Here is a 12,445-nt window from a genome sequence, read left to right on the forward strand (position 1 = left end):
CCGCCATCCCCGACCGCGAGGACGGTAATGCATCGTTATCTGGTTTATGTGCTGGCACTGATCCTGTTGCCGGTATCGCTGGCCCTGGCAAGCCAGTGGCCTGCCTGGTACTGGGGCGTGGCCCTGTTTGGCCTGATGTCGGTGCTCGGCACCTGGGATGTGCTGCAGCGCCGCAGTGTCCTGCGGCGCAACTATCCGGTGCTGGCGCATTTCCGCTATGGCTTCGAGTCGATCGGACCGGAGATCCGCCAGTACTTCGTGCAGAGCGACCTGGAGGACGTGCCGTTCTCGCGCCAGCAGCGCCAGTTGATCTACCAGCGTTCACGCAACGAGATGGACGTGGTGCCGTTCGGCACGCTGCGCAGTGCCTACGCGGTGGATTACGAATGGATCAACCATTCACTGTCGCCGACCAGTATCCCGCACCACGATTTCCGCGTGGTCATCGGCGCCGATTGCGCCAAGCCGTATTCGGCGAGCGTGTTCAACATCTCGGCGATGAGTTTCGGCTCGCTGTCGGCCAACGCGATCCGCGCGCTCAACAAGGGCGCGCAGCTGGGCAACTTCTACCACGACACCGGCGAAGGCTCGATCTCGCCCTACCACCGCGAACAGGGCGGCGACCTGGTATGGGAGCTGGGCTCGGGGTACTTCGGCTGCCGTGACGAGAATGGCCGCTTCAGCGAGGAGCGCTTCATCGAGAACGCCCGGCTTGAGCAGGTCAAGATGATCGAGATCAAGCTCTCGCAGGGCGCCAAGCCAGGCCATGGTGGCGTGCTGCCAGCGGCCAAGGTCAGTGCCGAGATCTCGCAGACGCGTGGCGTGCCGATGGGCGTGGACTGCGTGTCGCCATCCAAGCATTCGGCGTTCTCCACGCCGGTCGAGCTGCTGCAGTTCGTGGCGCGGCTGCGCGAGCTGTCCGGCGGCAAGCCGGTGGGCTTCAAGCTGGCCATCGGCCATCCGTGGGAATGGTTCGGCATCGCCAAGGCCATGCAGGAAACCGGGTTGCTGCCAGACTACATCGTCGTCGACGGCGCCGAAGGCGGCACCGGTGCGGCGCCGGCCGAGTTCATCGACCACGTCGGCGTGCCGATGAACGAAGCCCTGATCCTGGTGCACAACACGCTGGTGGGCCTGAACCTGCGCGACCGCGTGCGCCTGGGCGCTGCCGGCAAGGTGACCAGCGCGTTCGAGATCGCGCGCACCATCGCGCTGGGTGCGGACTGGTGCAACGCCGGGCGTGGCTTCATGTTCGCGTTGGGCTGCATCCAGTCGCTGAGTTGCCACAACGACAAGTGCCCGACCGGCATCGCCACCCAGGATCCCAGCCGCTGGCGGCACCTGGAGCCGGTGGACAAGGCGCAACGCGTGTTCCGTTACCACGAGAACACCCTGCGCGCGCTGCGCGACCTGTTGGGCGCGGCCGGATTGAACGATCCGTCCGAGCTGGGCCCGGAGCACATCCTGCGCCGCGTGTCGCCGGTGGAGATCCGTTCGCTTTCCAGCCTGTACCGCTATCTGCCCCCGGGTGAACTGCTGAACAAGGTGCCGGAGCATGTCGTGTTCCGCGACTACTGGGCCGATGCACGCAGCGATTCGTTCAACCCGCCCTCGCGCATCGCCGCGCTGCGCGCAAGCAAGGAACGCTGACCCCGGCAGCGCGGAGCCATGCTCCGCTGCGGTACTACCGGGAGAGCATCGTCGCGCATGGCTCGGCGCGCTCGCGACGATGTGCTCCCGGCAGGCCGGGATGGCGTCCGCGTATTGCGCTTTACCGCTGCGCCAACCAGGTGATCGCGCCTTCGGCAGCGCGCAGCCCGCTCGCGTAGCAGGCGGTGAGCAGGTAGCCGCCGGTCGGGGCTTCCCAGTCCAGCATCTCGCCGGCGCAGAACACGCCGGGCAGGGCGGTCAGCATCAGCCCGTCGTCCATGGCTTCCAGGCGTACACCGCCTGCCGTGCTGATGGTCTCTGCCATCGGGCGCGGGCGCAGCAGGCGCAGCGGCAGGCGCTTGAGCGTACGCGCCACCGCGTGCAGGTCATTGCCGGCGTCCTTGCCCAGCACTTCGAACAGCAGCCCCGCCTTGACCGCATCCAGACCCGCCGCACGGCGCAGGTGCTCGCCGAAGCTGCGGCCCTTGCGCGGCCGGCCGAGGTCGGCGAGCAGGCGTGCTTCCTCGCGGCCCGGGACCAGGTCCAGTTCCAGCTGCGCCCGGCCCTGCCGGTTGAGCGTCTCGCGCAGGTCGGCTGCCAGTGCATAGATCAGGCTGCCTTCAATGCCGTACTCGCTGATCACGCACTCGCCCTGAAGCTGCTGCGGCTGGCCCTGCAGGTCCGGCCAATGCGCGATCACCGGCTTGAGCGGTGCACCGGCATGGCGCTGCCGGAAATGCACGCTCCAGTCGATGTCGAAACCGCAATTGGCCGATTGCAGCGGTGCCACGGCCACGCCGTGCTGCTGCAGCACCGCCGTCCAACCGCCATCGGAGCCGAGCTGCGGCCAGCTGCCGCCGCCCAGCGCCAGGACGGTGGCATCGGCGTGCACGCCGATCTCGCCGTCCTCATTGCGCAGACGCAGGCTGCCGTCGCCATTCCAGCCCAGCCAGTGGTGCTGGACATGGAAGCGCACCCCCTGTTCCTTCAGGCGGCGCACCCAGCCCCGCAGCAATGGCGCGGCCTTGCGGTCCACCGGGAACACGCGCCCGGAACTGCCTACATAGGTATCCACGCCGAGGCCCTGCGCCCAATGGCGCAGGGCCTCGGCATCGAAGCCGTCCAGCCAGCGGCCAACCTGCGCCTGCCGTTCGCGATAGCGGCTGTCGAACAGCGGGCGCGGGTCGGAATGGGTGAGGTTGAGCCCCCCCTTGCCGGCGATCAGGAACTTGCGTCCCGGCGAGCCCTTGGTCTCGTACAGGTCTACCTGCAGGCCGGCGGCGCGCAGCCGCTCGGCGGCGAACAGCCCGGCCGGGCCGCCGCCGATCACCACGGCGTGTTTTTCAGCGGGGCTGGACATCAATTAGTTCAACATCAAAGACCAGCGAGGAGCCGGCCGGGATCGGCCCGGTGCGACGGTTGCCGTAGCCATACTCGGCCGGGATCATCAGCGTGCGCTTGCCGCCGACCTTCATGCCGGCAACGCCTTCATCCCAGCCGCGGATGACCTGCTTCTCGCCCAGGTTGAAGGCGAACGGTTCGCCGCGGTCGAGCGAGCTGTCGAACTTCTCGCCATGCTTGTCGGCGGTGCGTTCGTCGTACAGCCACCCGGTGTAATGCACGGTGACCTTGGTGCCGGGCACCGCTTCGGCACCGGTACCCGGCTGGGTGTCGATGCGCTCGAACGTGGCGATGCTGCCCCCTGGTGGCGGCTCCGGAGGCGTGCAGCCAGCGGCGAGCAGGGACAGCAGAAGCGGGATGAACAGACGGCGCATGACGGGCTCCGGCGGAAAGGGCGTGCAAGGGTAGCGCATCACTGCCGGGTATCATGGCGCGATGGCCAAACTGCTACTCAATCTGCGCAATGTCGGTCAGGACGAACGCCAGGAAGTCGGCGAGCTGCTCGACCGCAACGGCATCGCCTGGTACCGCACCGAACCCAGCCCGTGGGGGATCTCGCATGGCGGCATCTGGCTGCGCGAGAACGACGACCATCCGCGTGCCAAGGCGTTGATGGCCGACTACCAGGCCGAGCGCTCGCGACGGGTGCGCGGCGAGCGTGAGGCAGCGCTGCGCGATGGCACCGCTGAAACCTTTGGCTCCCTGTTCAGGCAGCGCCCGCTGTACGTGATCCTGGTGCTGCTGGGCATGCTGGCGGCCGCTGCGCTGGTGCTGCTGCCATTCATGCTGCTACGCGGCTGAACCCGGCCGGCCGTTACAATACGGCTATGATCGTCAATACCGCCGCCTACCATTTCGTTGCCCTGGCCGATGCCGAGGCGTTGACCGCCACCCTGCTCGAGCGCGCCGAGGCGCTGGCGCTGCGCGGCACCATCCTGGTGGCGAAAGAGGGCATCAACCTGTTCCTGGCCGGCAGCGGCGAAGGCATCGATGCGTTCTATGCGCAGCTCACCGCCGAACCGCGTTTCGCCGGCATGCGGGTGAAGTACAGCTACAGCCAGATGCAGCCGTTCGCGCGGCTCAAGGCCAAGGTCAAGCCGGAGATCATCAGCTTCCGCCGCGACGACGGACAGCCGCTGGACTACCCGCGCGCGCCGAGCGTGGCCCCGGTCACGCTGCAGCGCTGGCTGCGGCAGGGCCATGACGATGATGGCAAGCGCGTGGTGATGCTCGATACCCGCAACGAGCAGGAGTTCGCGCACGGCACGTTCGCCGGCGCGCTGACCCTGCCGATCGCCAAGTTCACCGACCTGCCGGCCGCCCTGGCGCCGCACCGCGATGCACTGTCCGACGCCACCGTGGTCAGCTTCTGCACCGGTGGTATCCGCTGCGAGAAGGCCGCGCTGTGGATGCAGAACGACGGCATGCACAACGTGCTGCAGCTCGATGGCGGCATCCTGGGCTATTTCGAGGAAGTGGGTGGCGAAGGCTACGACGGCCGCTGCTTCGTGTTCGACGAACGCGTGGCGCTGGACCCGCAGCTGCAGCCGCTGGTCGACCACGACGCCGGCCAGGCCGCCTGAGACGTCCTGGCGGCCGTTGGCCGGTAGCGGCGCGGCGAGGCCGGCTCCGGGCAGGCGCATTTCCCTGCGGGCGTACACCTGAAGCGGCAGGGCAGGGGAGTTCTGCGGAAAACAGCGTTCAGGCTTCGCCTGTTCCTTAATCGATCCAGCTCCCCCATGTTGCGTGCATCGTCTTTGGAAGCCGCACCATGATCCCCCTTTCCATCCTTGATCTCGCGCCGGTCTGCGAAGGCGCCGGCCCGCGCCAGGCCTTCGCCAACATGCTCGACCTGGCCCAGCACGCCGAGCGCTGGGGCTATCGCCGTTACTGGCTGGCCGAGCACCACAACATGCCGGGCATCGCCAGCGCGGCGACCTCGGTGCTGATCGGTCATGTGGCCGGTGGGACCTCGACCATCCGTGTCGGCGCCGGCGGCATCATGCTGCCCAACCACTCCCCGCTGCAGGTGGCCGAGCAATTCGGCACGCTGGCGTCGTTGTATCCCGGCCGCATCGATCTGGGACTGGGCCGTGCACCGGGCACCGACCATGCCACCGCGCGGGCGCTGCGCCGTTACTTCGACAGCGCCGACCAGTTCCCGCAGGATGTCACCGAGCTGCTGCATTACTTCGAGCCGGCCGAGCCGGGGCAGAGCGTACGCGCGGTACCGGGCGCGGGCGTCGAGGTGCCGGTGTGGCTGCTGGGTTCCAGCCTGTTCAGTGCGCGCCTGTCGGCGGTCATGGGCCTGTCGTTTGCCTTTGCCTCACACTTCGCGCCGGACGCCATGGACGAGGCGGTGGCAATCTATCGCCGCGAGTTCCGCCCGTCCGCACGCCTGTCGCAGCCCTACGTGATCCTCGCCTTGAACGTGGTTGCCAGCGCGTCGGAGGCGGAGTCACGCCGGCTGTTCACCACCCAGCAGCAGAGTTTCGTCAACCTGCGTCGCGGTCGCCCGGGCCTGATTCCGCCACCACTGGACGACATCGAGGCGTTCTGGGAGCCGCACGAGAAGTCGGGCGTGGAGCGGGCGTTGGCCTGCACCGTGCTGGGTGATCCGGCGCAGGTGGCCGAAGGGCTCAAGGCCTTCGCCGAGCGGCATCGCCCGGACGAGATGCTGGTGACCGCCAACATCTTCGAGCACCGCGCGCGGCTGCGTTCGTTCGAGCTGGCGATGCAGGCCTGGACCGAAGTCAATCGTTGACGCAGCGCAGGAGCGGCCTCGGCCGCGAAGCCGATAAACCCCTACAGGTGCTGCAGCAGGGCGCTCAGCCGCCGGTCCAGCGCTGGAACAGCTCCAGCACGCCGCTCACCAGTTGCCCGGACCCCATGCCGAAGAACACGCCGCCGGCAATGGCGGCGATCCAGTTGAACAGCATCAACGCGCCGTCGCGCTCGATCAGTGCCAGCGCGAACAACAGCAGCTGGAAGCCGAACAGATAGTTGGTGAAGGGGATCGGCAGGCTCAGCAGGATGCCGGTCAGGATCAACAGCAGGCCCGTCAGGATCCGTGCCGGCAGCGGGTCGATCAGCAGCGGCAGGCGGGGCTTGAGCATCCGGTCCAGGCGCTGCAGCGGGCGGCTGATCCGGTTGAGGAACTTGTGCATCGTGCCGCGCCTGGGACCGCGCCGGGCGATGAAGCCCGGCAGCCAGGGGCGCGACAGGCCGATGATCAACTGCAACCCGATCAGCAGCACCAGCGGGCCGCTGACCGCGCCGCCAATGCCCGGGATCGGGATGAAGGCGGGCAGGATGGCGATGAACAGGAACATGCCGAAGGCGCTCTGTTCCAATCCGTGCAGCACCTGCCCCAGCGACAGCTGCTCGGCCGGGTCACCCTTCTCGAACATCCCCAGCAGGGTGCGGATGCCCTCGTTCTGGTAGGCGTTGTCCAGTGCCGGGTCGTCCTGCTCAGCCGGTGGTGTCATCGGCATCTTCTTCCGGCAGGCGGTGCAGCAGCAGCTTGTCGATGCGGGCGCCGTCCAGGTCGACGATCTCGATGCGCCAGCCGGCCCAGTCGAAGAACTCGCCGGCGTGGGGGATGCGGCCGAAATAGTGCATGCACATGCCGGCCAGGGTGTAGTAGTCGCCATCCTCGGCGTCGGGCAGGCTGGCGCCGTCCATCAGCTCCTGCAGGTCGTCCACCGGCAGCGAGCCGTCGACCAGCAGCGAGCCATCGGCGCGGGTCACCACCAGCGCGTCGTCGTCGGTGTTCTCGGCCGCCTGCAGGCGGCCGACCACGGCGCCCATCAGGTCGGAAATGGTCACCAGGCCCTGGATTTCGCCGTACTCGTCGACGACCAGCGCCATTGACTGGTGTTCCTCGCGGAAGATTTCCAGCAGCTTCATCGCATGCGTGGATTCGGACACGTACAGCGTTTCGCGCAGGTTCTCGAACAGCGAGCCGTTGCCGCCGTCCAGGCGGGTCACCAGCGACTTCACCTCGAGGATGCCGGCGATGTCCTGGTCGTGGCCACGGTAGACGGGGTAGCGCGAGAACGCATGGTCGCGCATCGCCTGCAGGTTCTTCTCCGGTGCAGCGGTGGTGTCCAGCCAGGCAATGCGGTTGCGCGGGGTCATCAGGCTGTCGGCGGTGCGGTCGCCCAGGCGCATCACGCGGTTCATCATGTCGCGCTCATGGGTGTCGATCACGCCGGCCTCGTGGCTCTCGGCCACCAGCATGCGGATCTCCTCTTCCGTGACCGACGCCGACTCGGTCTTGCCCAGGCCGAGCACGCGCAGCACCAGTTGGGTGGAACGCGACAGCAGCCACACGCCGGGAGCGGCAATGCGGGCCAGCCAGCTCATCGGCACCGCAACGAAGCCGGCGATGTTCTCCGAGCGGGTCAGGGCGAGGCGTTTGGGGACCAGTTCGCCGAAAATCAGCGTCAGATAGGTGATCAGGGCAACGGCCAGCGCCTTGCCGGTGAAATCGGAATAGGCAAAGCCCGGGGCCAGCTCATGCAGCCAGCCGGCGATCATCAGGCCGATCGATTCACCGCCGTAGACACCGGTGAGGATGCCGATCAGGGTGATGCCGATCTGCACCGTGGACAGGAAATTCTCTGGTTTTTCAGAGAGTTCCAGTGCGCGCTGGGCGCGCTTGCTGGTGGCGGCCTGCTGCTTGAGGCGGCTCTTGCGCGAGGTCATGACCGACATTTCGGACATGGCGAAGAACCCGTTCACAAGAATCAGGGCAAGTACGATGATCAGTTCAAACACGGGCGTCTCCCCGGGTTGGTGGCAGGGAGGGCGGGTGCATGCGATGGCGGCGGGCGCTCAGGAGCGGGATCCGGCGCGGCGGCGGGGGATAAGGGTCGTCGTCCATAGGGTGCGCCGTGAAGGCGCTGGCGAATAGTAGCAAACCGGGCCCCTTTCGCGGCAACGCCGTGTTCACATTTCTCGTTCAGGTGGGACGCGGGAATACCCTGATTGCCATCTAGTCGTCATAATTCGCCCCCGGTGCCGTCCCTCCCGCGACGGCGAATAGGTTCCCCATGTTTTCGTTGCAGACCATCTTTGGCTCCGGCAAGCAGTTCTACACCTACCTCGACGAGGCCGCGCAGGCCGCCTATGACAGCGCCAAGGCGCTGCACGGGATGATGCGCGAAGCCGATCGTCAGCCGGCATTGGATGCCTTCAAGCTCGCCCGTCTGCGCGAGCGCGCCGCCTCGGACAAGATCAGCCAGGCGCTGGTGGACAGCTTCATGACCCCGATCGAGCGCGAGGACATCGAAGCGCTGGGTTCGGCGCTGTACAAGATTCCCAAGCAGATCGAGAAGTTCGCCGATCGCTATTCGCTGGCCGTGCAGCACCTGGACCAGATCGACTTCGCGCCGCGCGCGGCGATGCTGGAGCAGGCGGCCGGGGTGGTGGTGGAAATGGTCAACGACCTGCGCCACATGAACCTGGACCGCATGACCGCGCTCAACGAGAAGCTGCGTGCGCTGGAGAACGAAGCCGATCGCCTGATGCTGGAGTTGTACCGCGACATCTACTCCGGTCGCCTGGACAACCTGCAGATGTTCCTGCTGAAGGAATTCTTCGAGATCCTGGAAAAGGCCATCGACCGTTGCCGCGAGGCCGGTGTGGTGGTTTACCAGATCGTGCTGAAAAACAGCTGACGGGGGCGGGTAGATGCTCACCCTCGTACTGGTGGTGATCCTGGCAGCGCTCGTCTTCGAGTTCATCAACGGCTTCCACGACACCGCCAACTCCATCGCCACCGTGGTGGCGACCAAGGTGCTCTCGCCCGGCTGGGCGGTGATGCTGGCTGCAGGCATGAACCTGATCGGTGCGCTGACCGGCACCGCGGTGGCGCTGACCATCGCCAACGGCCTGCTCAATACCGACGTGGTCGACGTGACCCCGCAGGTGATCCTGTGCGCGCTGCTCGGCGGCATCGTCTGGAACCTGATCACCTGGTGGAAAGGCCTGCCGTCCTCGTCCTCGCACGCGCTGATCGGCGGTCTGTGCGGTGCCGGCCTGGCGGCCGCGCACAACAACTGGGACGCGTTGATCTGGTCCAAGAACGTCGGCGACTGGGCGCAGAACAAGGGCCTGTTGTGGAAGGTGTTCGTGCCGATGATCACCTCGCCGGTGGCGGGCTTCCTGCTCGGCATCGTGGTGATGTGCCTGCTGTGGGCGATCATCGCCGGCATGGCGCGCGCCGGTGGCGTGCTTGGCCGCCTGGCCCGTCCGCGCTGGGTCAATGCCTTCTTCGGCAAGGCGCAGATCGTCTCGGCGGCCTACATGGGCTTCGCCCACGGCCACAACGATGCGCAGAAGACCATGGGCATCATCGCCATGACCCTGATCGGTGCCGAAGCGACCGGCGCGCTGAACGACCTGCCGTCCTGGCTGGCCTTCATGCACCCGGACGCGCATGCCGGTGACGGCATCGCGATGTGGATCGTGCTGACCTGTGCGGTGGTGATGGCTGCCGGCACCGCCTCCGGCGGCTGGAAGATCATCAAGACGCTGGGCCACAAGATGGTCAAGCTGCACCCGATCCACGGCTTCGCCGCGGAGACCAGCTCGGCGACGATCCTGACCCTGGCTGCCCACTTCGGCATGCCGGTCTCGACCACGCACAGCATCTCCACCGCGATCATGGGTGTGGGCTTCGCCAAGAACCCGAAGTCGCTGCGCATCGGCGTGATCGAGCGCATCATCTGGGCCTGGATCCTGACCATCCCGGCCGCCGGTGGCTGTGCCTATCTGATCCTCAAGCTGTTCGCGTTGATCGGCTGGAATTGATCGGTCGTTGATCGACGAAGAAGTGCGAAGGCCCGCCAGGAATGGCGGGCCTTTCTGCTTCCGGCATTTGCTCCGGATCCCGGCGCCTTCCCTTGGCGAAGCCAAGGGGAGGGAATGAGGCTTGCCTGGCAAGCTCGCAGCGGAATGTGGGGTCGCGCCGCCGGCGGGCGGCTGGAACGGCCAACAAAAAGCCCGCCATGGTGGCGGGCTTCGCAGGCCGGGATGCAATCCCGGCGCTCTTGGATGAAAACGGCGATCAGACTTCCAGCGAGGCCAGGTCGCCCTTGCTCTCCAACCAACCCTTTCTATCCGCCGCGCGCTTCTTGGCCAGCAGCATGTCCATCAACGAGCGGGTCGCTTCGCTGTCGTCCACGGTCAGCTGCACCAGCCGGCGGGTATCGGGGTGGATGGTGGATTCGCGCAGCTGCGAGGGGTTCATCTCGCCCAGGCCCTTGAAGCGGGTCACGCTGACCTGGCCCCTGATCTTCTCGCGCTCGATCTTGTCCAGCATCGCGCGCTTTTCTTCCTCGTCCAGCGCGTAGAACACCTGCTTGCCCACGTCCACGCGGAACAGCGGCGGCATCGCCACGAACACATGGCCGGCATCGACCAGGGCCGGGAAGTGCTTCAGGAACAGCGCTGCCAGCAGGGTCGCGATGTGCAGGCCGTCGGAGTCGGCGTCGGCCAGGATCACCACCTTGCCGTAACGCAGGCCAGTGAGGTCATCCTTGCCCGGGTCGCAGCCGATGGCGATGGCCAGGTTGTGCACTTCCTCGGAAGCCAGCACGCTGCCGGAGGCGACTTCCCAAGTGTTCAGGATCTTGCCGCGCAGCGGCAGGATGGCCTGGAAGTCCTTGTCGCGGGCCTGCTTGGCGCTGCCGCCGGCCGAGTCACCTTCCACCAGGAACAGCTCGGTGCGCGACAGGTCCTGGCTGATGCAGTCGGCCAGCTTGCCGGGCAGGGCGGGGCCCTGGGTGACCTTCTTGCGGGTGACCAGCTTTTCGGTCTTCAGCCGCGCGCTGGCGCGCTCGATCGCGATCTGGGCGATCTTCTCGCCCAGCTCCACGTTCTGGTTGAGCAGCAGGCTGAAGGCGTCATGCGAGGCGCCCTCGACGAAGCCGGCGGCCTGGCGCGAGGACAGGCGCTCCTTGGTCTGGCCGCTGAACTGCGGGTCGGTCATCTTCAGCGACAGCACGAACGACACACGGTCCCAGACGTCTTCCGGGGCCAGCTTGACGCCGCGCGGCAGCAGGTTGCGGAAGTCGCAGAACTCGCGCAGCGCCTCGGTCAGGCCGGTGCGCAGGCCGTTGGCGTGGGTGCCGTGCTGGGCGGTCGGAATCAGGTTGACGTAGCTCTCCTGGACCAGCTCGCCTTCCGGCAGCCAGGCCACGGCCCAGTCGACCACTTCGGTTTCCTTCTTCAGGCTGCCGGTGAACAGCTCGGCCGGCAGCATCTCGCGCTCGCCCAGCTCGGCCTTCAGGTAGTCGCGCAGGCCATCCTCGTAATACCAGGTGTCGACTTCGCCGGTGGCTTCGTCGGTCAGCTTGACGGTCAGGCCCGGGCACAGCACGGCCTTGGCGCGCAGCAGGTGGCGCAATGCACGCACGTTGAACTTGGGGGTGTCGAAGTACTTCGGGTCCGGCCAGAAGCGCAGGCGGGTACCGGTGTTCTTCTTGCCGACGCTGCCGACCACTTCCAGCGGACTGGCGCGGTCGCCGTCGCGGAAGGTGATGCGGTGCTCGCTGCCTTCGCGGCGGATGTGGATCTCCACCAGGTTGGAGAGCGCATTGACCACCGACACGCCGACGCCGTGCAGGCCGCCGGAGAAGGTGTAGTTGCGGTTGCTGAACTTGCCGCCGGCATGCAGGCGGGTCAGGATCAGCTCCACGCCCGGGATCTTCTCTTCCGGATGGATGTCCACCGGCATGCCGCGGCCGTCGTCGCTGACCTCGCAGCTGCCGTCCTTGAACAGGGTGACTTCCACCGTCTTCGCGTGGCCGGCCAGGGCTTCGTCGACCGAGTTGTCGATGACTTCCTGCGCCAGATGGTTCGGGCGCGCGGTGTCGGTGTACATGCCGGGGCGGCGTTTGACCGGGTCCAGGCCGGAGAGGACTTCGATGTCGGCGGCGTTATAGCGGGCGTTCATGTATCTCGATAAGGCGCAAAGCGACGTGCGAGTTTGCGGTCTGCCGGCGATTTTTGCACGCAGGGCATTCAGGGGCGGGCGAGCCGGATCGGGGTATCCTATGCCCGGTCCAAGAAGAGCCCGGTCCCGTCGGACGGGGTGTTCCCAGGAGGAATCGGATGAAATCGTCGAAAATGCTGGCTCTGGCTGCTGTTGCTGCCGTAGTGGTGGCGGTTCCCTTCGTGATGGCGCAGGACGCCGGCAAGCCGAAGGCGGGCGAGACCGCCCAGAAGGCGCCGGAAGACAAGGCCCAGAGCGAGGCCGAGCAGAAGGCCAAGCGCCGTGCCGCCGCTGCCGCCCAGGACAGGGCGCAGGGCGACCAGTCGGCGCCGCGTGAAGAAGAGGAAGAGGAAGCCCGTCGCCGTCGCTGACGCGTTTCCCGCTGGATGA

At 66.8% G+C, this 12,445-nt stretch carries 12 protein-coding genes; 7 read left to right on the top strand and 5 right to left on the bottom strand.

Going from position 1 to position 12,445, the window contains the following annotated elements; all coding sequences use genetic code 11:
* The first annotated feature begins 27 nt into the window (after positions 1-27).
* Entirely contained in the window at positions 28-1,650 is a 1,623-nt protein-coding gene (locus tag ATCM_RS02630) for an FMN-binding glutamate synthase family protein (protein WP_132862705.1), read from the top strand.
* Between the two features lie 121 nt (positions 1,651-1,771).
* On the opposite strand, the gene ATCM_RS02635 is transcribed toward ATCM_RS02630, so the two are convergent.
* Together ATCM_RS02635 and ATCM_RS02640 are read right to left on the bottom strand one after the other, a co-directional pair.
* Positions 1,772-3,010: a TIGR03862 family flavoprotein gene (locus ATCM_RS02635; RefSeq protein ID WP_132862706.1), complete on the bottom strand. Its 1,239-nt coding sequence runs from the start codon at positions 3,008-3,010 to the stop codon at positions 1,772-1,774.
* On the bottom strand, positions 2,994-3,425 hold the full coding sequence (locus ATCM_RS02640; RefSeq protein ID WP_132862707.1) for an FKBP-type peptidyl-prolyl cis-trans isomerase: 432 nt from the start codon (positions 3,423-3,425) through the stop codon (positions 2,994-2,996). The genes ATCM_RS02635 and ATCM_RS02640 overlap by 17 nt, the downstream gene beginning before the upstream one ends.
* A gap of 61 nt (positions 3,426-3,486) precedes the next feature.
* Here ATCM_RS02640 and ATCM_RS02645 point away from each other — a divergent pair, with 61 nt between their 5' ends.
* From ATCM_RS02645 to ATCM_RS02655, 3 genes are all read left to right on the top strand, one after another.
* Positions 3,487-3,852 carry a DUF6164 family protein gene (locus ATCM_RS02645; RefSeq protein ID WP_132862708.1) on the top strand — a complete coding sequence of 122 codons (366 nt, stop codon included), beginning with the start codon at positions 3,487-3,489 and terminating at the stop codon, positions 3,850-3,852.
* Positions 3,853-3,878: 26 nt separating this feature from the next.
* Entirely contained in the window at positions 3,879-4,634 is a 756-nt protein-coding gene (locus ATCM_RS02650) for a sulfurtransferase (RefSeq protein ID WP_132862709.1), read from the top strand.
* Between the two features lie 188 nt (positions 4,635-4,822).
* The gene (locus ATCM_RS02655; protein ID WP_132862710.1) at positions 4,823-5,815 is read left to right on the top strand and encodes an LLM class flavin-dependent oxidoreductase; all 993 of its coding nucleotides are present in this window, start codon (positions 4,823-4,825) and stop codon (positions 5,813-5,815) included.
* A 64-nt stretch (positions 5,816-5,879) separates the two neighbouring features.
* On the opposite strand, the gene ATCM_RS02660 is transcribed toward ATCM_RS02655, so the two are convergent.
* Both ATCM_RS02660 and ATCM_RS02665 read right to left on the bottom strand, forming a co-directional pair.
* A complete protein-coding gene (locus ATCM_RS02660) occupies positions 5,880-6,539 on the bottom strand; it encodes an exopolysaccharide biosynthesis protein (RefSeq protein ID WP_132862711.1) in 660 nt (219 codons plus the stop codon).
* Positions 6,523-7,833 (bottom strand): hemolysin family protein, encoded by a 1,311-nt coding sequence (locus tag ATCM_RS02665; RefSeq protein WP_132862712.1) that lies wholly within the window; start codon positions 7,831-7,833, stop codon positions 6,523-6,525. Before ATCM_RS02665 ends, ATCM_RS02660 begins: the two co-directional genes overlap by 17 nt.
* A 275-nt stretch (positions 7,834-8,108) precedes the next feature.
* Between ATCM_RS02665 and ATCM_RS02670 the strand changes: the two genes are divergently transcribed.
* Together ATCM_RS02670 and ATCM_RS02675 are read left to right on the top strand one after the other, a co-directional pair.
* Positions 8,109-8,735: a DUF47 family protein gene (locus ATCM_RS02670; RefSeq protein WP_132862713.1), complete on the top strand. Its 627-nt coding sequence runs from the start codon at positions 8,109-8,111 to the stop codon at positions 8,733-8,735.
* A gap of 13 nt (positions 8,736-8,748) precedes the next feature.
* Entirely contained in the window at positions 8,749-9,870 is a 1,122-nt protein-coding gene (locus tag ATCM_RS02675; protein ID WP_132862714.1) for an inorganic phosphate transporter, read from the top strand.
* A 256-nt stretch (positions 9,871-10,126) separates the two neighbouring features.
* Here the strand turns inward: ATCM_RS02675 and parE are convergent, their stop codons facing one another.
* Positions 10,127-12,016 carry a DNA topoisomerase IV subunit B gene (gene parE / locus ATCM_RS02680; RefSeq protein ID WP_132862715.1) on the bottom strand — a complete coding sequence of 630 codons (1,890 nt, stop codon included), beginning with the start codon at positions 12,014-12,016 and terminating at the stop codon, positions 10,127-10,129.
* 158 nt (positions 12,017-12,174) lie between these two features.
* Here parE and ATCM_RS02685 point away from each other — a divergent pair, with 158 nt between their 5' ends.
* Complete coding sequence (locus tag ATCM_RS02685) at positions 12,175-12,426, top strand: hypothetical protein (RefSeq protein ID WP_132862716.1); 252 nt, start codon at positions 12,175-12,177, stop codon at positions 12,424-12,426.
* Positions 12,427-12,445 lie beyond the last annotated feature (19 nt).

The sequence above is a fragment of the Stenotrophomonas sp. ATCM1_4 genome (assembly GCF_004348115.1).
GTDB lineage: Bacteria > Pseudomonadota > Gammaproteobacteria > Xanthomonadales > Xanthomonadaceae > Stenotrophomonas > Stenotrophomonas capsici.